The following is a 19,912-nucleotide window of genomic DNA, read 5'->3' as shown; positions in this document are numbered from 1 at the left end:
GGGGGGCAGCAACACGCGGAGCGATGGGCGAGGATGTGTCCATACCGCGATCAGGACCTGTAGTCGGCGTTGATGCTCACGTAGTCGTGGCTCAGGTCGCACGTCCAGACCGTGTCGACAGCTTCACCGCGGCCCAGGTGCACGCGGATGGTGATCTCACTTTGCTTCATGACGCGCTGGCCGTCCTCTTCACGGTATTCGGGCCGGCGGCCGCCGCGCGCGACCACATGCACGTCGTCCAGGTGCAGCTCGATCTTCGTCTGGTCCAGATCCAGGATGCCGGCGTAGCCCACGGCCGCCAAGATGCGGCCCAGGTTCGGGTCGCTTGCGAAAAACGCCGTCTTGACCAGCGGCGAATGCGCGATCGCGTAGGCGGCGAGCCGGCACTCTTCCGCCGTCCTGCCGCCCTCGACACGCACGGTGATGAATTTGGTTGCGCCCTCGCCATCGCGCACGATGGCCTGAGCCAGCTTCTGCGCGACCTGCAGCATGCCGGCCTTCAGCGCCTGACCGTCCGGCGTGTCCCAGGAACTGATGACCGGGTGCGCCGCCTTGTGCGTGGCGATCACCACGAACGAGTCGTTGGTAGAAGTGTCGCCGTCAATGGTCACGCGGTTGAACGAGGCGTCGGCCAGATCCTTCGCAAGGCCTTGCACCAGCGCCGGCGCGACGCGTGCATCGGTCGCGAGGAAGCCCAGCATGGTGGCCATGTTGGGCCGGATCATGCCGGCGCCCTTGCTGATGCCGGTGATGCTGACCGTGACGCCGGACAGCTGCACCTGCGTGCTGAAGGCCTTGGGCACGGTGTCCGTGGTCATGATGCCCTCAGCGGCACGGGCCCAGTTGCCGGGCTGGGCATCGGCGAGTGCGGCGGGTAGCCCGGCAATGATGCGGTCGGCCGGTAGCGGCTCCATGATGACGCCTGTGGAGAACGGCAACACCTGCTCGGGCGCGATGTCCAGGTGCTGGGCCAGGGCCACGCAGGTCGAGAGCGCACGCGCCAGGCCATCGTCACCGGTACCGGCATTGGCGTTGCCGGTGTTGATCAGGATGGCACGCACGCCGTAGCCCGCTGCCAGGTGCGTGCGGCAGATCTGCACCGGTGCGGCGCAAAAGCGGTTTTGCGTGAACACGCCGGCCACGGCCGCGCCTTCGTCGAGCAACACCACCGTCAAGTCTTTGCGGTTGGCCTTGCGCACGCCGGCTTCGGCAATGCCCAGGCGCAGCCCGGCAACGGCGTGCAGATCGGCTGGATTCGGGGGGGAGAGATGAACGGGCATGGTTGTCCTTAGGCCAGCTTGCCGTGGCACTGCTTGAACTTCTTGCCGCTGCCGCAGGGGCAGGGGTCGTTGCGGCCCACGCGCTGGCCGTCCATGGCCAGCGGGTTGGCGCGCGCCGTGGATTCGTCCAGCCGCGTCTCGACCTCACCGGTCTCGGTGGGCGCGGTGTAGGTGACGTTGGCCACGCGCTCGCCGCGCGCTTCCAGGTCGAGCGCCGCTTGGTCGATCTGCTCGTTGGATTGGATACGCACCGTCATTAAGAGCTTGGTCACGTCGTTCTTCACGGCGTCCAGCAGCTGGCCGAACAGCTCGAAGGCCTCGCGCTTGTATTCCTGCTTGGGCTGCTTTTGCGCATAGCCGCGGAGGTGGATGCCCTGGCGCAGGTAGTCCAGCGCCGAGAGGTGTTCGCGCCAGTGCGTGTCGATGCTTTGCAGCAGCACCATGCGCTCGAACTGCGTGAAGTTCTCGCCACCGACAAGAGCGACCTTGGCCGCGAATGCGGCATCGGCAGCGGCGACGACCTTCTCGACGAGGTCCTCGTCGGTGATGGCGTTGGAGGCCTCTACTTCGGCGGCCAGGGGCAGGCTGATCTGCCAGTCCTCCGCCAGCGTCTTCTCCAGGCCCGGCAAGTCCCATTGCTCTTCGACCGATTCTGCCGGCACGTACTGGCGCACCAGATCGGTAAAGCAGCCATGGCGCAGGCCACGGATCACGTCGGACAGGTCGGCCGCGTCAAGGATCTCGTTGCGCTGCGTGTAGATGACCTTGCGCTGGTCATTGGAGACGTCGTCGTATTCGAGCAGCTGCTTGCGCATGTCGAAGTTGCGCGCCTCGACCTTGCGCTGCGCGCTCTCGATGCTGCGCGTGACGATGCCCGCCTCGATGGCCTCGCCGTCCGGCATCTTCAGCCGGTCCATGATGGCTTTCACGCGGTCGCCCGCAAAGATGCGCATCAGCGGATCGTCCAGGCTCAGATAGAAGCGCGAGGAGCCAGGGTCGCCCTGGCGGCCTGAACGGCCACGCAGCTGGTTGTCGATGCGGCGCGACTCGTGGCGCTCGGTGGCGATGATGCGCAAGCCGCCGAGCGACTTGACGAACTCGTGGTCCTTCTCCCACTGCGCGCGCACGCCGGCCTCGGCGGCGTGCCGTGCGGCCTCGTCCTGCGACGCATCGGCATGCACGGCCTCCACCGCTTTTTCAAGATTGCCGCCGAGCACGATGTCGGTGCCGCGACCGGCCATGTTGGTGGCGATCGTGATCATCTTGGGCCGACCGGCCTGGGCCACGATATCGGCCTCGCGTGCATGCTGCTTGGCGTTCAGCACCTGATGCGGTAGATCGGCCTGTTGCAACAGCTGGTCGATGATTTCGGAGTTTTCGATCGAGGTCGTGCCCACTAGCACCGGCTGGCCGCGCTCGTGGCACTCACGGATGTCCTTGATCGCCGCTTCGTACTTCTCGCGCGTGGTCTTGTAGACGCGGTCGAGCTGGTCGTCACGCTTGCTGGGGCGGTTCGGCGGGATCAGCGTGGTCTCCAGGCCGTAGATGGACTGGAACTCGTAGGCCTCGGTGTCGGCCGTGCCGGTCATCCCGGCCAGCTTGCCGTACAGGCGGAAGTAGTTCTGGAAGGTGATGGAGGCCAGCGTCTGGTTCTCAGGCTGGATCGCCACGCCCTCTTTGGCCTCGACGGCCTGGTGCAGACCTTCGCTCCAGCGGCGCCCGCTCATCAGGCGGCCGGTGAACTCGTCCACGATGATGATCTCGCCGTCCTGCACCACGTAGTGCTGGTCGCGGTGGTAAATGTGGTTGGCACGCAGCGCTGCGTACAGGTGGTGCATCAGCGTGATGTTGGCCGGGTCATACAGCGACGCGCCTTCGGGGATCAGACCCAAACCGGAGAGGATGCGCTCGGCATGCTCGTGGCCCTGCTCCGTCAGGTAGACCTGGTGCGTCTTCTCATCCAGCGTGAAGTCACCCGGCTTGGTCACACCCTCGCCGGTGCGCGGGTCGGCCTCGCCTTCTTGGCGCGTCAGCGCCGGCACGGCCTTGTTGATCGCCAGGTACAGCTGCGTGTGGTCTTCGGCCTGGCCGCTGATGATCAGCGGCGTGCGCGCCTCGTCGATCAGGATCGAATCGACCTCGTCGACGATGGCGTAGTTCAGCCCGCGCTGCACGCGGTCGCGCACCTCGTAGACCATGTTGTCACGCAGGTAGTCGAAGCCGTATTCGTTGTTCGTGCCGTAGGTGATGTCGGCGTTGTAGGCGGCCTGCTTCTCCTCGCGCGACATCTGCGGCAGGTTGATGCCGACCGAAAGGCCCAGGAAGTTGTACAGCTGGCCCATCCACTTGGCGTCGCGGCTGGCCAGGTAGTCGTTGACCGTGACCACATGCACGCCCTTGCCCGACAGGGCATTCAGGTACACGGCCAACGTGGCGGTCAGCGTCTTGCCCTCGCCGGTGCGCATCTCGGAGATCTTGCCGAAATGCAGCGCCATGCCACCCAGCAACTGCACATCGAAATGCCGCATCTTCATGGCGCGCTTGGAGCCTTCGCGCACGACGGCAAATGCTTCATTCAGCAGGTCATCGAGCGCGGTGCCGGCGGCGACGCGTTCCTTGAACTCCAGCGTCTTGGCGCGCAGCGCATCGTCGGAGAGCGCTTCGAACTGGGACTCCAGCGCATTGATCGCCTGCACCGACTTGCGGTATTGCTTCAACAGCCGCTCGTTGCGGCTGCCGAAAATCTTGGTCAGGAAATTGGTGGTCATGAATGCGAGGTCGCGCGTGCGCGTGAGCGCTGCGGTACGACCGAAATCCCTAGAAAGAAGTGGAATTCGTGGCGGCTGCGAGAGCCAGAACCCGGCCGCGCCGTGCGCCGCCTGCCCGTGCCAAACCGGCGATTTTAAGCCGGGCCGTGGTGCTGGCCGGCGGCGCCCATAATCGACCGCCATGCACACAGGCCATCGCTCGTTCACCTTGCAGCAAGCGGTGCAGGACTCTGCCCCGCTGGCGCGTCTTGCAGCGCTCTCCAGGGAATCGAGCGAGCGCCTCAAAGCCGTCGAAGCGCTGATACCCGCGCCGCTGCGGCGCGGCATCCAGCCGGGCCCGATCGACGGCAACCAATGGTGCCTGCTGGTGGACAACAGCGCTGCAGCCTCCAAGTTGCGCCAGCTGCTGCCGGCACTACAGGCGGCCCTGCGCTCGCGCGGCTGGGACGTGGCCGCCATCCGCGTGAAGATCCAGACCAGGGCTTGAGCATCGATCATCGCTGCAACGTGCTGGCGCCCGCAGAGCACCGCCTGCGATTCCCCGCACTTGCAACGTTGCCAACTGGCCTGGCGCGCAGGCGTGCGCCGAGCGCATCGTAATATCGCGCTCCTTTGCTCCGGCCGCCCCGCACTGCGGCACTCCATGACGCTCCCGACCACTTCCCTGGACAAAGCCAAGATCAAATTCCTGTTGCTTGAAGGCGTGCATGCCTCGGCAGTGGACATGCTGCGCGCCGCCGGCTACACGCAGATCGAGTCTTTGCCCGCAGCGCTGCCGGACGAACAGCTCAAGCAGAAGATCGCCGACGTGCACTTCCTGGGCATCCGCTCGCGCACGCAGTTGACGTCCGAAGTCTTCGCCCACGCGCACAAGCTGGCGGCCGTGGGCTGCTTTTGCATCGGCACCAACCAGGTCGATCTGCAGGCGGCGCGCGCGCTCGGCATCGCGGTGTTCAACGCCCCCTACTCCAACACCCGCTCTGTGGCTGAACTGGTCATCGCGGAGGCCATCTTGCTGCTGCGGGGCGTGCCTGCCAAGAATGCGGCTGCCCACCGCGGCGGCTGGCTGAAGACGGCCGACAACGCCTACGAGATCCGCGGCAAGACCTTGGGCGTCGTGGGCTACGGCGCCATCGGCACGCAGTTGTCTGTGCTGGCGGAAGGGCTGGGCATGCAGGTGCTGTTCCACGACATCGTGGCCAAGCTGCCGCTGGGCAATGCCCGCCAAGTGGCCAGCCTGACGGAGCTGCTGGCCGCAAGCGACATCGTTACCTTGCATGTGCCCGAGACGCCGTCCACGCAATGGATGATTGGCGCCGCACAGATCGCGGCCATGAAGCCGGGCAGCATTCTGATCAACGCATCGCGCGGCACCGTGGTGGAGATCGAATCATTGGCCGAGGCGCTGCGCGCAGGCAAGCTCAACGGTGCGGCCATCGACGTGTTCCCGGTCGAGCCGCGCGGCAACAAGGACGAATTCCAGTCGCCGCTGCGGGGGCTGGACAACGTCATCCTGACACCGCACATCGGCGGCTCCACGCTGGAAGCGCAGGCCAACATCGGCATTGAAGTGGCCGAGAAGCTGGTGCGCTACAGCGATACAGGGACGAGCACGTCTTCGGTCAACTTTCCGGAAGTCTCGCTGCCCTCGCACCCGGGCAAGCACCGGTTGCTGCACGTGCACCACAACGTGCCCGGCGTGCTGTCCGAGATCAACCGGATCTTCTCGGACAACCAGATCAACATCGCTTCGCAGTTCCTGCAGACGAACGAGAAGATTGGCTACGTGGTCATCGATCTTGATGCAAGCTCGTCGGAACTGGCGCTGGAGAAACTGGCGCAGGTGCCGGGCACGATCCGCAGCCGCGTGCTGTTCTGACGCCAGAAGCGCCGCGTGCGTGCACGCGTGGATGCGTCGGGTGGGCTGTGCGAGCCCCGTCAACGAAAAACCCCGGCTTCCGCATGGAAGCCGGGGTCCGGGTGTGGTGCGATTGTCGGAATCGAAATTGACTTGTAAGTCATTTTCATGAAATGACTTTTCACTCCTCTTGGAATGCAAGTACCGACAAAAATACCGACAACTCTCGTCACGTCTGCTTTGCGCAACACCGCAAGCCAGATACGACACGTGAGCGCACGCGGACGGTGAACGACGTTCAGCCGCATACTTGGCTTCGACTGGCAGGTGCACAGGCAAGAAACTGTATTTTGATACAGCATTCTGCTAGGCTAGCAACCACCGCTCACGCTCAGAAGCACTAGTGCCCATGGCCTGGAGGCGAAAGCTCTAGGGTCAGCATTCCTACAGATTCTCGGAGAATGGCAGTAACACGAAATCTTGCCAACCCTATGCAACCCCTCACCGATAAAGAGATTAGGCAGGCTTTAGTTTCCAGCTTGGAAAAGCGGAAAACACCTCCCGAGGCAATTCTTCAAGAAGTACATGTCTGCAACGGCAATGCGATCGTTGATGTGGTGGCAGTTTACAAGTCTCTTCACTGCTACGAAATCAAAGGGGAGACCGATTCCGTTAATCGGCTTCAACGCCAGTCTCAATACTACGACCAAGCCGCGCCGATAATTTCCTTGGTGACCACAACCAACCACCTCCGCAGAGCCAAAGACATACTGCCGGGCCACTGGGGAATTATTGTCGCAACGCTTTCAAAGGCCGGGAAAATTCAACTCAGGCACGAAAGGGGCGCTTCAAAAAACCCAGCATACAAGCCCGAAATAGCACTGCTCAGCCTATGGCGATCAGAAATGATAAATCTACCAAATCTGGTGGAGTTATCCTTGGAGAAGATGAATCGACAGAAAATCGCAGAATTTTTTGCCTCAACAACGTCCGTAAATATTGTCAATCAAACTGTGGGGCAGATCCTATCAGCCCGCGAACGGCGCCCAGTTATACGGGATAGTGCGTTGCCATGTACGTTATGTGAGAACAAATCGTCGGCTTCAAAATTGTCGACGGCGTAACATTCTTCTCCCGGAATCCGTCTGCCCGCAACTTTAAAAAATTATCGCCCCACGAATAGACGGCGCCTCGGTAAAACCTTTTCACTACAATTCCTTCTGCAATACTGTCGTACTGACCATAGCCATTGGTCTTTATGCGCCCGCCACGCGCTATAAAGTGGTAGTTTTGATAAGTATAAAAAACTTTTGGAGCGGTTACGCTGAGTATTAACTCAGGCGCAATTGTGAGCTCCGAATAAGTGGGACTTACAATCGTGTAGTCCCCCAAACTCAAAATATCATCACCCAGTATCGCCTGTGCGGCATGGAATATCTCCAACTCCGCACGCGCGATTACTGACTCATCGCTCGGGCGCGCGATATCAGTTATCGTCGACGGGACCGAGGATCCAGTAACAATGTGCCGCTGTACACCAAAATTGCTCTGCGCAGATTTAACAAAATCCGCGACGTCAGATGCTAATTTGGCTCTATTGCTTGCAAGACAAACCCGGCAATCGTAGATGAAGACTAGTTCGTTGAATACTTCAGAAGCTTGCTGAACCAAGTCTTCAAGCTCGCTTTTAACTAAGTCAAAGGAAGCAAATTCCTCATGTTGAAAGCGAATAGCCACCTTATCGGATACGAGCTCCCCAGCACGTTTGGCTTGAACTATCGCGAGGTTATGGTCGGCAGCACGATCAAGACCCATAACTGGCGTATAGCAGATTCCAGAAAATTCCTCAATTATCGCTCTGCAGTTTGGAGCACCCGCGACCGCAATGGAGTCCGGTATATCAAAGGAATCAATAAAAAGATAGGGGAAATCAGAAAGATACTTTTCTGACTTCTTTCTAGCCGCCGCCACGGAACTCAAAAAATCCTGCCGCGTCATCCCATCCTTACGGGGCATATCAAAAAATGGCGTCAACCTCTCCTTCAGCCCACTATTCAAAACCGAAAGCCCTGAAACCTCATTAACTTTAAACTTCAGAAAGGGCGTGTAGTTATGATTGGCGGCCATCAAGCAACTCCCTCACATCAAATTCGTTAATGATCTTCGAGAACAAGTCGTAGCGTCCTTGCTCGCGCTGCAACCGACCCGCAACGCACTGAGCCGGTATTCCCAAACGGGCAGCAAAGGCAACGACATCCGCTGCCGAATTAGAATAACGTGCGGAACAGCTTCTCCACTCGTTTCGAGGAATAAGGCTATCCAGAGCCAGTCTATCTGCCTGTTGCTCGATCAGACTTTCGGATTTAAGATCGAGATTCTCCAGAATTGGATTTTCGAGCTGATCCGAATGCAAAACCGCATGTGAGAGTTCGTGAAGCAGCGTAAACCAGAAATTGTCTAGCCGGGAATACCTCAAGCTTAAGGCAATGACAACATGACTTGATGGGGAGCAAAAAATGGCTCCGTCTAACTTCATCGATGGAAGCGACTTTTCCCAGACAAGAACAATACCAAATTGAGCGAGGTAGGAAGGAATTTCTCGAATACTGTCGGCACGGCAAAAACGCCGCGGCAAATCGGTCAAAACCTCTCTATCCAGACCGCCGAAAACAGGAATTTTGTTTGCAGCAGCAAACCACCCAGAGAGCCTTCGCACAGAAGACAGCCATAGACTGATGGTTATCTCCGAAGCATCGCCTCGCTTCCGAAATAGTGCTGTAGCGGCATCCCCACCACGATACAGATAGCTGGTTATTTCAGCGAGTCTATCGTCGCTCAGTTCACGCGCGATATTAGGAGAGTTTTCGACTAAGGCTTCTGCCTTTAAGAAGGCCTCATAGAACTTGCGTGACTCAAGCTCGGACCCAACACTACTAGGAAAGTCGTCCTCGAACTCGAAGCTTGCCTTCAGCACGACACGCTCCCCATGACACTCGGCGGCACCCATTCGAAGAACCGCAGCCCGTCTTTGTCATATATCGGGAAAGGAGTCATCCCAAGCGTCTTCTCATAAAACTGAGTGGCTTGCGGAAGTGAGTGAAGCGAAAATCCCGGCGTTAGCCCAAGGCGTTCTTGCGCGTAGTTGACAACATAAGTGAGAAGCTTAGGCCCCACACCTTTAAAAACTCTTTCCGCACATACATTCCCCCTATTCCAAGGAGCGGCAGCGATGTATTCCACATAAAAAACCTGGCCGCCATTTGCCACGCTTTCTTTTGGATGGTAAATCATGCATGCAGCTTGTGGGTATTTTTCCGCCACAAGGAAGAACCACTTATAGCTGTCGCCGCGATAGTGCAGTGATTTATTAAGCCACTTCCAGTGATGATCTTCGAGCTGGGCTGCCGCTAGGATCGGCTCGATGTCAACGCCGTCTTTCTCCAGCTTTCGAATATAACGTAGAAGTGTATTGTTGAAAGCCCCCCATGTACGGTCGCACAAATGTGCAATTTGCAGATCCCATCCAAGATGAATAGTGCATGGCACAGGCCCGGCCGCCCCTAGAAGGACATCCTCAGCAACAACGCCTCCCAGACTAATTTCAGCGTCTGCGCTATCCAGCGCCTTTCTTATATCCTCAACTGTGAAGCTCAAGAACATCGCTCCTTTTGAATTTTCACCCTCCAGCCCAACCAGCCGATGGCCGAACTGTTTGCACGAAAGGAAAGTAATTACATTACAACACACTTGTATCAGGAAGTGCAAGTCAGCACTTCACTTGGAACTGATTTGAACTCGTGCTGGCTGACCGCTCAGCCTCTTTTACAAGCGTTTGAGCATGCGCCGCTCATCGTGGCTGCCAGCTTAGGGCCATTCCACTACTGGGTATTGAGCGGAATCAAACTTGGAGCGGCCGGCGCAACAGAGGGCTTGCCATCGCGTTCTTTGAATTGAAATACAGATAGCCGCTAAGAAGTGTCGACCGAAATTCATCGCTCTTTCGACAGATGATCGCGGGCTCCACCCACGGCTGCCTCTCGACCCCAGCAAATGCGTTGGATGGGTGTAGACAACGCGGCCGAGATGGTGTCCACTAAAGCCTCTCGTGAGGTGCCCTGTCCTCATCCTGACGGTGCAAACAGGTGTCGCGGCAACGCGGCTGTCGCAGTCGTTACCTGCCCTTGTAGAGATTGCCGTGCGTTCGCGCCGGCCGGAGATGCCGAGTTCGCCTTGCGCGGGCTTCGGCTTGCCACGCAGACTTAATCTGCGTAGAGCCACCTGCAGCTTGTGCCGCTGCTCGCGTCGTCGTGCCTTGCGCGACGGCATCCTGTGTGCCACCCAATGGCGCCCGTGTGCTGCGATGTCTGGGCATCTGCCCTGTGCATCGCAGCGCCCTCCGCGTCGTCACTGGAAGCTTGCTGACAGTGACGACGCTGTAAGTCCGCGCCGCGCCTGACCTTCAGGCGCATTGCGCGAAGTGATGGCCCGCAGTGACGGGCTCGGCCGCTCCGGAAGTGGCATTTCCTCCAGGGCTCCCCGCCCTCGTTCTCGATGCCCTCGCGGCATCCGATGCGCACGCGTTGCTCGACGACGCTGCGCCGCCTGATCCCCGTGAACGGATCGCCCCTCATGTGCTTCGCACATCCCACGGACCTCGGGTGAACGGTCCCCGCGCAACGAAGTGCCAGCAGGCACACCGCGCGGCGCCACAGCGCGTGCAACGCCGGCGACCGGTTGGAAGTTCTTGCACACACGGGAGTGGTGTCCCGCGTCCCTCGTAGTTCCCTGGCGCCATGGCGCCAGGGACGGACAGAAACACTGACCTGACTGTCAGACACCCCGACGGCTTCGGCCTTCGGTCTTGCAGATGCCGCACTCCGTGCGGGTCGAGTGGATGAGGAAGAGGACGAACGGAAAGGAGCGAGCGATGCGCGACTTGAACCACGATTTCAAACGGCTGTGCCAGCGCAACCGGGACGGCGCGATGGCGACGCAGCACGACCGCGAGGTGATCTTGAGCCTGGTGGCCGACCAGCTGGACGAAGGTGGCTATCGGCATCTGCGCGCACAGGGCGTGCGCAGCAAGCACATCGACCACCTGGTGCAGCGCTGGCACGGGGAAGGCATCGCGGCCGGCACCTTCAAGAACCGCATGAGCGCGCTGCGCTGGCTGGCCGAGAAGATCGACAAGCAGAACATCGTGGCGCGGGAGAACGCGGCCTACGGGATCGCCGAGCGCCAGCATGTCAGCAACACCTCGAAAGCCAGAGCTCTGGACGGCGACCAACTGAGCCGCGTCACCGATTCCTACACCGCGATGTCGCTGCGGCTGCAGGAGGCCTTCGGGCTACGGCGCGAGGAAAGCATCAAAGTGCGCCCCGGCTGGGCCGACAGAGGCGATTCGCTGCATCTGAAAGCCACCTGGACCAAGGGAGGCCGGGAGCGCGATGTGCCCATCACCAACGACCAGCAGCGCCAAGTGCTCGACGAGGCCAAGACACTGGCCCAGAGCGGCAGCCTCATCCCCACGCAGATGAAATACCGCGACCAGCTGAACCGCTTCAAGGCACAGACGGCGCGTGCGGGCATCGATCGCGTGCACGGGCTGCGGCATGCCTATGCTCAGACGCGCTACCTGGAACTGACCGGGTGGAAGGCGCCGGCCGCAGGCGGGCCGCTATCGAAGGATCTGAGCCCGGAGCAGAAGAAGATCGACCGGGAGGCGCGGCTGGCAATCTCACGCGAGCTGGGCCACGAGCGCGAGCAGATCACGGCGGTCTATCTTGGGCGTTAACTGCCGGTCATCAATACCGCACCGCCACAATCGAACCAGAATGCAACCTTCGTTCAACACCATTGGCACCGCGTTTTCATGACGACCTTAGTGGCCGCGCTTTTCTCCATCGCCAGCGCACTCATCGTCGCAGTAGTGACACATATGTTGGGCAAGCGGCGCAAGCAGCGCGATGAATTGGCAGACGCACGGCTCAAGGCTTATACAGACTTTGTAAATTCGGCCAGTCGCTTAGTTTCAGCTCGGCGCCTGGGAAACGTCATTGTCTAGCGTCAATCAAGATGCGAGGAGCGCGTCAATCAAGTGAGAAGTTCAGCATGGTCGGGAGACTGGCGGGCGTAGCCCGACTGGCTCCCGACCATGCCTGCGAAGGGGCGACTCGTAGGGGCGCTTCGTCGGTGATCGCGGTAAGTGAGGTACGAAGGGGTTTCTCGATCTAGCGAGGCCCTGCCGTGCCTGGAAGTCACATCCACGATCATCAGATGAGGTTGTTCATGAAGCTCAGACTCTCCAAGACGCTGCCGGCCGCGGCCGCGCAGGCGTGCATCAGCGTGGCCAGCGCGTACCGTATCGAGCACGATCCACGCCTGCCCTCGGCCAAGAAGGCTCCTCGCGAGCGACGGCGTCCCGACCCGCTTGTCGACATCTTTGATGCCGAAGTCGTACCCCTACTCGAGGCGGCTCCGGGCATCCGGCCGGTGGCGGTATTCGACGAGTTGAGACGGCGCCACGCCGAGCTCGACCCGGGCGTTCGTCGAACCCTCGAACGCCGTATCCGTGCATGGCGCGCGTTGCATGGGCAGGATCGCGATGTGATGTTCCGCCAGGTCCATGAAGCCGGCCGCATGGGCTTGTCCGACTTCACCGAGATGCGCGACCTCGGGGTCACGGTGCTGGGCGTTGCACTGGATCACCGCCTCTACCACTTCAGGTTGGTGCGCTCCGGCTTCGAACATGCGCATGTCATCCTGGGCGGCGAGAGTTATGTCGCGCTGGCCGAAGGCCTGCAGAACGCGCTGTGGGCGCTGGGTGGCGCACCGCGCGAGCACCGCAGCGACAGCCTGTCGGCGGCGTTCCGCAATCTGGACGCCGACGCGCGCGAGGACCTGACCTCGCGCTACGACGCCTTGTGCGCGCACTATCTGATGGAGCCCACGCGCAACAACCGCGGTGTCGCTCACGAGAACGGCTCCATCGAGAGCGCGCATGGGCATCTCAAGAACGCGGTGAACGATGCGCTGCTGCTGCGCGGTGCCGCCGAGTTCGTCGACTTGGCCGCCTATCGCCGCTTCATCGACGAGATCGTCAGCCGCAAGAATGCCCGCAATGGCAAGCGCATCGACGCCGAACGTGCGCTGCTGCAGCCTTTACCGCCGGCGCGAACTTGCGACTACGAGGAGACGTTCGTCTACGTCACTTCCTCTGGTGGCTTCACGCTGCGCAAGGTCTTCTACACCGTGCCGTCGCGGCTGATCGGCCATCGGCTGCGGGTGCGGCTCTACGACGACCGGCTGGAATTGCTGCTGGGCGCGACGCAGCTCATGACGCTGGAGCGTGGGCGCGGTGGGGCCAACGGCAAGCATGGCCACGTCGTCGACTACCACCACGTCATCCATGCGCTTCGACGCAAGCCGATGGCGCTGCTCAGTCTGGTCTACCGTGATCAGCTGTTCCCCCGGGATGCCTACCGGCTGACGTTCGAGTTCCTGCGCGAGCAGTTGGCCGAACGCGTCGCTTGCAAGACGATGGTCGCGCTGCTAAGTCTGGCGCACGACCGATCGTGCGAGGCCCAACTGGCAAGCGTGCTGGCAGACGATCTCGATCACCGGCGCTTGCCCGACCTCAACGCGCTGCTGGTGCGCTTCGCCCCAGACCCGGCGCGCTTGCCGGAGGTCTCGGTGCGACTGGCACCGCTGAGTTCCTACGACGTCCTGGTGGCCTCGGCCATGGAGGTCATGGCATGAACGAGAACTTCGATGCTGCGCGGCTGACGTTGCTGCTGTCGGAGCTGCGGCTGCCGGCCACCAAGCAGATGTGGCCGGTCTTCGCCGAGCAGTCAGACAAGGAAGGATGGCCAGCCGCCCGGCTGCTCACGGTGCTCGCCGAGAACGAGCTGGCCGAGCGTGACCGGCGGCGCATCGAGCGTCACCTGGCCGAGGCCAAGCTGCTGCCTGGCAAGACGCTGGACAACTTCGACTTCAACGCCGTCGCGATGGTCTCCAAGGCGCAGGTCATGGCGCTGTGCGCAGGCGACGAGTGGCTGCGCAATGGCTCCAACGTGCTTCTTCTGGGACCACCAGGTGGAGGCAAGTCGCACTTGTCGTCAGCCATCGGCCTGGCATTGCTGGAGAAGGGTTGGCGGGTGTTATTCGCACGCACGTCCGACCTCGTTCAGCGTCTACAGGTGGCGCGTCGCGAACTGGCGCTTGAAGCGGCGCTGACCCGACTTGACCACTTCGATGTGCTGATCCTCGATGACCTGGCCTACGTCACCAAGGACCAGGCTGAAACGTCGGCCCTGTTCGAGTTGATCAGCACGCGCTACGAACGGCGCTCGATGATCATCACGGCCAACCAGCCCTTCGGAGAATGGGGCAAGGTCTTCCAGGACCCCGCAATGACGCTGGCCGCCGTCGACCGGCTCGTTCATCACTCCACGATCTTCGAGATGAACGTCGAGAGCTACCGTCGGCGCACGGCCATCGAGCGCAAACAGATCGGCGCGGGGCGCCCGGCCAGCTATGCGACACCGAGGAACGTCGGCGTTCCCAAACCCAGCGACATTCAAGCGTCAGCCTAGAAACTGGTCCGCGACAATCAAACCTCGGGCATCATCGCCAGGCCGCGACACCGTTCTCATCCAGATTGTCGTGCGCCTCTCAGGCGGATTGACGCGCAACACGTCATCGACCAACCGGAAGAATTGGCGATCCTTAACGATGCCAAGACACGCATATGCATCTGCGGCGAACCTCAAGTCGTTGCGGCATTGGTCGCGTTCTGGGCGGAGGGAGGAACTCTTGAGCGAGAGGGCGAGGTCCTGGCGTTTACGCGACTTTGTCTCAGCATGCGCACAGCACTTGTTGGTAATTCCGGCGACCTTCGAACCATCGAGATATCAGACACCTTGTTTCGAGTCGAACCGTCGACGTACTCGTTCAGGGGCTCACCTCGGCCGCCTCGGCCGGCCGAGCACGATTTCTGAGCAGCAGTCGCTGACGGCATGCGCCGTGCGCGCAATCGCAGGCTATGCCGCTGGCCGCAACGGCACCACGTTGTCGCCGCTCTCCATGGCTGCCACCAGCTCCCCCCAGTCGTCCATGATCTTGCGCCGCTCGACAAGATGTTCGCTCCGCGCATAGGCGGCCACGACCTTGCTGCGCTCGGCATGGTCCAGTTGCGTTTCTAAGGCCGCCGCCGACCAGCCTCGTTCAGACAGCAGGCTGCGGGCTGAGGCCCGCAGGCCATGGTGGCTCTGCTGGCCGGCATAGCCCATCCTCTTGAACAGCAGGTTCAAGGTGTTCTCGCTCATTATGCTGTTGGCACCGTGGTTGCCCGGGAACAGCCACGGCACACGGTCATCGCTGAGTGCTCGGATGCCCTTCAGAACGGCCAGCGCCTGCGTGGATAGCGGCACCGTGTGCGCTTGCAGGTGTTTGCCTGCCTTCATGTTCGCAGCGGGCACGCGCCACTCTCTGGCTTCGATGTCGAAGTGCTCCCAGCGCGCAGTGCGCAACTCGACCGGCCTGGTCCAGGTCAGCACGGCAAAGCGCGCCGCCAGCCGGGTCAGAGGCTGGCAGTTCTCATAGGTCAGCAAGTCGCGTAGGAACGTGCCGAACTCGCGCCGCGTGGTCAGCGCTGGGCGGTGGTTGACCGGCGGCACTTCCAGGGCGCCGCGCAGGTCGCCCGCAGGGTTGCGCTCGGCACGGTCCGTGGCGATGGCAAAGCGGAAGATCTGTCCGCAGATCTCGCGCAAGCGGGTGGCGGTGTAGGCACTGCCGCCCGCTGCGACCTTGCGCAGCATGGCCAGCACTTCGGATGGTTTGATCTCGGCAATCGGCCGAGCGCCAATCTCCGGGAACACATGGGTTTCGAGATGCGCCAGACGTTTGCCCGTGGTCGTCTCGACCTCCCCACCCTTCGCCTTCATGACGTGCCACTCCATCGCCACGAGTCGGAAAGTATTGGCAACGGCGGCCGCCTGGGCAGTCTCGGCCTCACGCTTGACCTCTCCGGGGTCCTTGCCATCGGCCAGCAACTCCTTGGCCTGGTCCCGTCGCTTCCGTGCTTTGGCGAGCGTCACCGCGGGGTACACGCCGAAAGAAAGGACTTTGGGCTTGCCGGCGAAGCGGTAGTCCATCCGCCAGTACTTGCCGGCCGCTTTGACGCGCAAGTACAAACCACCACCGTCGGCGTACCTTTCGCCGATCTCCGCGCCCTGGTGCTTCACGTTACGCACGAATGTATCAGTCAGTGACATTTCACACCTCCTTTGTCGGTACCTGGAAGGGTACGACGGCGTGATACCGACACAAGTACCCACAGAATGCCGACATGGCATCGTACGGCGTGGGACTGCTTGAGACAAAGAAAAACCCGCGATGCCCAGTAGGCATGCGGGTTTCGGGTACTTCATGAGACTACTTGAAACCTCATGATGCACCATTCTGGTGCCGATTGTCGGAATCGAACTGACGACCGTCCGCTTACAAGGCGGGTGCTCTACCAACTGAGCTAAATCGGCGGAACGCGGATTCTACTGAAGCCGCCGCAGCCACCGCTCACTTCACACGCTTGAGCGAGGGACGCGGGCTGGTGCCGCCGGGCTTTGGTGGCTCCGGTGCGGCACCGTCGCCGGGTGCACCATCGACCGGGGCCAAGGGCCGGATCTTGGGCGCCACTGCGGCTTCACCCATGCCGCCCGGCGCACTGTCGGGGCGCCCGCCGGGTGTTGGGCTCACGCCGGTGCCCGCCACGGGCGACGGGAACGCCATGCCCTGGCCGTTCTCGCGTGCGTAGATCGCGATGACGCGGGTGATCGGCACGAGGATCTCACGCGCGGTGCCTGCAAACCTGGCCTTGAACTCGATGAAATCGTTGCCCAGCTTCAATGCACTGGTGGCATCGAAGCTGATGTTCAACACGATCTCGCCGTCCTTCACGTACTCACGCGGCACCTGCACGGACTCATCGACCAGCACAGCGACATAGGGCGTGAAACCGTTGTCGGTGCACCATTCGTATAGAGCCCGTATCAGGTAGGGTCGGGTGGAGGTGGAATCGAGCGCGTTCATGCCATGTGGGCCCTGCTGCTTACTTGCGCATGACCTTTTCGGACGGTGTCAGCGCCTCGATGTAGGCGGGGCGCGAGAAGATGCGCTCGGCGTACTTCAGCAGCGGTGCAGCGTTCTTGCTGAGATCGATGCCATAGAAGTCCAGGCGCCACAGCAGCGGCGCGATGGCCACGTCGAGCATCGAGAAGTTCTCGCCCAGCATGTACTTGTTCTTCAGGAACACGGGGGCCAACTGCGTCAGGCGGTCGCGGATGTGGGCGCGGGCCTTTTCCAGCGCCTTTTCGTTGCCCTTGGAGGCACGCGATTCCAACAGGCCCACGTGCACGAACAGTTCCTTCTCGAAATTCAGCAGGAACAGGCGCACGCGGGCGCGGTCGACCGGGTCGCCGGGCATCAACTGCGGATGCGGAAAGCGCTCGTCGATGTACTCGTTGATGATGTTCGACTCATACAAAATCAAGTCGCGCTCGACCAGGATGGGCACCTGGCCATACGGATTCATCACACTGATGTCTTCTGGCTTGTTGTAGAGATCGACGTCGCGAATTTCGAAGTCCATGCCCTTCTCGAACAAGACAAAGCGGCAGCGGTGGGAGAAGGGGCAGGTCGTTCCCGAGTACAAGACCATCATGAGCAAACACTCCTAAAAATCAAAAAGAGTGGGCTGCGTCACACGCACCCACTCTGCGGATGCCCGGGCCTCTGGCCCGGGCCGATTGCGCGCTACTTGACGTCTTTCCAGAACGCCGCATTCAGCCGCCACGCGATGACAGTGAACACCCCGAGGAACAACAGCACCCACACGCCGATGCGAACACGGGTGTTCTGCGCCGGCTCGGCCATCCAGGCCATGAAGCTGACCAGATCGCCCATCGCCTGGTCATATTGCAGCGGCGTCATGGTGCCGGGCGTGATCTGCTCCCAGCCCTTCAACACTTGCGTGGGTTGACCGTGGCTCTGGACCTCCTCATAGATCGGACGGCGCTCGCCTTGCAACTGCCACAGCACATGCGGCATGCCCACGTTCGGGAAGGCCAGGTTGTTCCAACCCGTCGCCTTGGTGTCGTCGCGGTAATAAGTGCGCAGGTAGGTGTAGACGTAATCCGCACCGCTGCCACCAGGACCAGAACGCGAACGCGTCATCAAGGTCAGGTCGGGCGGGTTGGCGCCGAACCATTCCTTGGCCATTTGCGGATCGATGGCAGCCTTCATGGTGTCGCCGACTTTTTCGGTCGTGAACAGCAGGTTGTCCTTGATCTGCTGCTCGGTCAGGCCAATGTCGCGCAAGCGGTTGAAGCGCATGAAAGCCGCAGAGTGGCAATTCAGGCAGTAGTTGACGAAGAGCTTGGCGCCGTTTTGCAGCGCGGCCATGTCGTTCGTCTTGACGGGCGCCTTGTCCCAGGCCATGCCGCCGCCGGCAGCATGCGCGCCAGCGATCAAACCGAACGAGAGAAACAGGCCCGCGAGAAAACCGTGGATATTTTTTTTCATGGTCAGCAAGCGGCTCAGTGCGGCGTGAACGTCAGGCGGTCGGGCACGGGCTTGGGATCACCCAGGCGGCTCCACCATGGCATCAGCAGGAAAAAGCCGAAATAGAACAAGGTGCCGACTTGCGACACACGCTCGCCGATCGGCGACGGTGCCTGCACGCCCAGATACCCGAGCACCAGGAAGTTCACGACGAACACGCCGTACACATACTTGTGCCAGTCGGGGCGGTAGCGGATCGACTTGACCGGGCTGTAGTCCAGCCAGGGCAGGAAGAACAGGATGATCACAGCGCCACCCATCACCACGACGCCCCAGAACTTCGCATCGATGGCCATCATCATGGCGACCGCCACGACGGCAGCGACCACGATGGCGCCCTTGACGAGGCCCGGCAGGCGCAGCTTGGCCACCATCAGGCCGGCACCCAGCACCACGCAGGCCATGAGCACATACATCATCTCGCTGTTGACCGCGCGCAGCATCGAATAGAACGGCGTGAAGTACCACACCGGTGCGATGTGCAACGGCGTCTTCAGCGGATCGGCCGGGATGAAGTTGTTGTACTCCAGGAAGTACCCGCCGAACTCGGGCGCGAAGAAGATGATCGCGGTGAACGCCATCAGGAACACGCCGACTCCCAGGATGTCATGCACCGAGTAGTAGGGGTGGAAGGGAATCCCGTCCAGCGGATGGCCGTTGGCATCCTTGGGGGCGTTCGGGCCCTTGATCTCGATGCCGTCGGGGTTGTTCGAGCCCACTTCGTGCAGCGCAATGATGTGCGCTGCCACCAAGCCGAGCAGCACCAGTGGCACGGCAATGACGTGGAAGCTGAAGAAGCGGTTCAACGTGGCGTCGCCGACCACGTAGTCACCACGGATCAGCAGCGCCAGATCCGGGCCGATGAACGGGATGGCGGCGAACAGGTTCACGATGACCTGGGCACCCCAATAGGACATCTGACCCCAGGGCAGCAGATAACCCATGAAGGCTTCGGCCATCAGGCACAGGAAGATCGCACAACCGAAAATCCAGACCAGCTCGCGCGGCTTGCGGTAGGACCCATACAGCAGACCGCGGAACATGTGCAGGTACACGACCACGAAGAATGCCGATGCGCCTGTGGAGTGCATGTAGCGGATCAGCCAGCCCCAGGGCACATCCCGCATGATGTACTCGACCGATGCGAACGCCAGGGCCGCGTCGGGCTTGTAATGCATCACCAGGAAGATGCCGGTGACGATCTGGATCACCAGCACCAGCATCGCCAGCGAGCCGAAGAAGTACCAGAAGTTGAAGTTCTTCGGCGCGTAGTACTCGGAGAGATGCTCCTTGTACAGCTTGGACGCGGGGAAGCGGTTGTCGACCCAGTTCAGCAGCTTGGCGCTGATCGGGGCATTCGGATTGATCTCGTTGAACTGTGCCATGTC

18 protein-coding genes and 1 tRNA gene are annotated in these 19,912 nt (G+C 61.1%); 8 read left to right on the top strand and 11 right to left on the bottom strand.

Annotated features, from left to right (window positions below):
• Positions 1-50: 50 nt before the first annotated feature.
• Complete coding sequence (argJ, locus tag AC099J_RS05180) at positions 51-1,280, bottom strand: bifunctional glutamate N-acetyltransferase/amino-acid acetyltransferase ArgJ (protein WP_479614149.1); 1,230 nt, start codon at positions 1,278-1,280, stop codon at positions 51-53.
• An 8-nt stretch (positions 1,281-1,288) separates the two neighbouring features.
• Positions 1,289-4,048, bottom strand: a complete 2,760-nt coding sequence (gene secA / locus AC099J_RS05175) for a preprotein translocase subunit SecA (RefSeq protein ID WP_479614148.1) — start codon at positions 4,046-4,048, stop codon at positions 1,289-1,291.
• A 181-nt stretch (positions 4,049-4,229) separates the two neighbouring features.
• On the opposite strand from secA, the gene AC099J_RS05170 reads away from it, so the two are divergent.
• From AC099J_RS05170 to AC099J_RS05160, 3 genes are all read left to right on the top strand, one after another.
• Positions 4,230-4,535, top strand: a complete 306-nt coding sequence (locus tag AC099J_RS05170; protein ID WP_479614147.1) for a DciA family protein — start codon at positions 4,230-4,232, stop codon at positions 4,533-4,535.
• Between the two features lie 156 nt (positions 4,536-4,691).
• Complete coding sequence (serA, locus tag AC099J_RS05165) at positions 4,692-5,927, top strand: phosphoglycerate dehydrogenase (RefSeq protein WP_479614416.1); 1,236 nt, start codon at positions 4,692-4,694, stop codon at positions 5,925-5,927.
• A gap of 470 nt (positions 5,928-6,397) precedes the next feature.
• Positions 6,398-7,030, top strand: a complete 633-nt coding sequence (locus tag AC099J_RS05160) for a sce7726 family protein (protein ID WP_479614146.1) — start codon at positions 6,398-6,400, stop codon at positions 7,028-7,030.
• Here AC099J_RS05160 and AC099J_RS05155 read toward each other — a convergent pair.
• The 3 genes from AC099J_RS05155 to AC099J_RS05145 are packed head-to-tail and all read right to left on the bottom strand — an operon-like array spanning position 6,957 to position 9,560.
• Positions 6,957-8,033 (bottom strand): beta family protein, encoded by a 1,077-nt coding sequence (locus AC099J_RS05155; RefSeq protein WP_479614145.1) that lies wholly within the window; start codon positions 8,031-8,033, stop codon positions 6,957-6,959. The genes AC099J_RS05160 and AC099J_RS05155 overlap by 74 nt on opposite strands.
• Positions 8,017-8,880, bottom strand: coding sequence for an ImmA/IrrE family metallo-endopeptidase (locus AC099J_RS05150; protein WP_479614144.1), 864 nt, complete (start codon positions 8,878-8,880; stop codon positions 8,017-8,019). The genes AC099J_RS05155 and AC099J_RS05150 overlap by 17 nt, the downstream gene beginning before the upstream one ends.
• Entirely contained in the window at positions 8,874-9,560 is a 687-nt protein-coding gene (locus AC099J_RS05145) for a hypothetical protein (RefSeq protein WP_479614143.1), read from the bottom strand. Before AC099J_RS05145 ends, AC099J_RS05150 begins: the two co-directional genes overlap by 7 nt.
• A gap of 45 nt (positions 9,561-9,605) precedes the next feature.
• Here AC099J_RS05145 and AC099J_RS05140 point away from each other — a divergent pair, with 45 nt between their 5' ends.
• From AC099J_RS05140 to istB, 5 genes are all read left to right on the top strand, one after another.
• Entirely contained in the window at positions 9,606-9,860 is a 255-nt protein-coding gene (locus AC099J_RS05140; protein ID WP_479614142.1) for a hypothetical protein, read from the top strand.
• Between the two features lie 973 nt (positions 9,861-10,833).
• Positions 10,834-11,700 carry a phage integrase N-terminal domain-containing protein gene (locus AC099J_RS05135; RefSeq protein WP_479614141.1) on the top strand — a complete coding sequence of 289 codons (867 nt, stop codon included), beginning with the start codon at positions 10,834-10,836 and terminating at the stop codon, positions 11,698-11,700.
• A 78-nt stretch (positions 11,701-11,778) separates the two neighbouring features.
• Positions 11,779-11,970 carry a hypothetical protein gene (locus AC099J_RS05130; RefSeq protein ID WP_479614140.1) on the top strand — a complete coding sequence of 64 codons (192 nt, stop codon included), beginning with the start codon at positions 11,779-11,781 and terminating at the stop codon, positions 11,968-11,970.
• 182 nt (positions 11,971-12,152) lie between these two features.
• Positions 12,153-13,664 (top strand): IS21 family transposase, encoded by a 1,512-nt coding sequence (gene istA / locus AC099J_RS05125; RefSeq protein ID WP_479614139.1) that lies wholly within the window; start codon positions 12,153-12,155, stop codon positions 13,662-13,664.
• Complete coding sequence (gene istB, locus AC099J_RS05120; RefSeq protein ID WP_479614138.1) at positions 13,661-14,500, top strand: IS21-like element helper ATPase IstB; 840 nt, start codon at positions 13,661-13,663, stop codon at positions 14,498-14,500. Before istA ends, istB begins: the two co-directional genes overlap by 4 nt.
• Before the next feature lie 447 nt (positions 14,501-14,947).
• Here istB and AC099J_RS05115 read toward each other — a convergent pair whose 3' ends face one another.
• From AC099J_RS05115 to AC099J_RS05090, 6 genes are all read right to left on the bottom strand, one after another.
• Positions 14,948-16,180: a tyrosine-type recombinase/integrase gene (locus AC099J_RS05115; protein WP_479614415.1), complete on the bottom strand. Its 1,233-nt coding sequence runs from the start codon at positions 16,178-16,180 to the stop codon at positions 14,948-14,950.
• A gap of 188 nt (positions 16,181-16,368) precedes the next feature.
• A tRNA-Thr gene (locus tag AC099J_RS05110) sits at positions 16,369-16,444 on the bottom strand.
• 37 nt (positions 16,445-16,481) lie between these two features.
• Positions 16,482-16,994, bottom strand: a complete 513-nt coding sequence (locus AC099J_RS05105; protein WP_479614137.1) for a ClpXP protease specificity-enhancing factor — start codon at positions 16,992-16,994, stop codon at positions 16,482-16,484.
• Between the two features lie 19 nt (positions 16,995-17,013).
• On the bottom strand, positions 17,014-17,625 hold the full coding sequence (locus AC099J_RS05100; protein WP_056177195.1) for a glutathione S-transferase N-terminal domain-containing protein: 612 nt from the start codon (positions 17,623-17,625) through the stop codon (positions 17,014-17,016).
• A 92-nt stretch (positions 17,626-17,717) separates the two neighbouring features.
• Complete coding sequence (locus tag AC099J_RS05095) at positions 17,718-18,485, bottom strand: cytochrome c1 (protein WP_479614136.1); 768 nt, start codon at positions 18,483-18,485, stop codon at positions 17,718-17,720.
• Positions 18,486-18,499: 14 nt separating this feature from the next.
• The gene (locus AC099J_RS05090; protein WP_479614135.1) at positions 18,500-19,909 is read right to left on the bottom strand and encodes a cytochrome b; all 1,410 of its coding nucleotides are present in this window, start codon (positions 19,907-19,909) and stop codon (positions 18,500-18,502) included.
• Positions 19,910-19,912: the final 3 nt, after the last annotated feature.

It is taken from the genome of Rhodoferax sp. RT4P68 (assembly GCF_056521305.1).
Note: the sequence above shows the minus strand (reverse complement) of the source record. Positions and strands in the feature narration are given on the sequence as shown.

What these genes read in the sequence shown, in the direction of transcription:
- argJ (WP_479614149.1), bottom strand. Translation starts at nt 1,280, where the DNA reads ATGCCCGTTCATCTCTCCCCCCCGAATCCAGCCGATCTGCACGCCGTT.
- secA (WP_479614148.1), bottom strand. Translation starts at nt 4,048, where the DNA reads ATGACCACCAATTTCCTGACCAAGATTTTCGGCAGCCGCAACGAGCGG.
- AC099J_RS05170 (WP_479614147.1), top strand. Translation starts at nt 4,230, where the DNA reads ATGCACACAGGCCATCGCTCGTTCACCTTGCAGCAAGCGGTGCAGGAC.
- serA (WP_479614416.1), top strand. Translation starts at nt 4,692, where the DNA reads ATGACGCTCCCGACCACTTCCCTGGACAAAGCCAAGATCAAATTCCTG.
- AC099J_RS05160 (WP_479614146.1), top strand. Translation starts at nt 6,398, where the DNA reads ATGCAACCCCTCACCGATAAAGAGATTAGGCAGGCTTTAGTTTCCAGC.
- AC099J_RS05155 (WP_479614145.1), bottom strand. Translation starts at nt 8,033, where the DNA reads ATGGCCGCCAATCATAACTACACGCCCTTTCTGAAGTTTAAAGTTAAT.
- AC099J_RS05140 (WP_479614142.1), top strand. Translation starts at nt 9,606, where the DNA reads ATGGCCGAACTGTTTGCACGAAAGGAAAGTAATTACATTACAACACAC.
- AC099J_RS05135 (WP_479614141.1), top strand. Translation starts at nt 10,834, where the DNA reads ATGCGCGACTTGAACCACGATTTCAAACGGCTGTGCCAGCGCAACCGG.
- AC099J_RS05130 (WP_479614140.1), top strand. Translation starts at nt 11,779, where the DNA reads ATGACGACCTTAGTGGCCGCGCTTTTCTCCATCGCCAGCGCACTCATC.
- istB (WP_479614138.1), top strand. Translation starts at nt 13,661, where the DNA reads ATGAACGAGAACTTCGATGCTGCGCGGCTGACGTTGCTGCTGTCGGAG.
- AC099J_RS05115 (WP_479614415.1), bottom strand. Translation starts at nt 16,180, where the DNA reads ATGTCACTGACTGATACATTCGTGCGTAACGTGAAGCACCAGGGCGCG.
- AC099J_RS05105 (WP_479614137.1), bottom strand. Translation starts at nt 16,994, where the DNA reads ATGAACGCGCTCGATTCCACCTCCACCCGACCCTACCTGATACGGGCT.
- AC099J_RS05100 (WP_056177195.1), bottom strand. Translation starts at nt 17,625, where the DNA reads ATGATGGTCTTGTACTCGGGAACGACCTGCCCCTTCTCCCACCGCTGC.
- AC099J_RS05095 (WP_479614136.1), bottom strand. Translation starts at nt 18,485, where the DNA reads ATGAAAAAAAATATCCACGGTTTTCTCGCGGGCCTGTTTCTCTCGTTC.
- AC099J_RS05090 (WP_479614135.1), bottom strand. Translation starts at nt 19,909, where the DNA reads ATGGCACAGTTCAACGAGATCAATCCGAATGCCCCGATCAGCGCCAAG.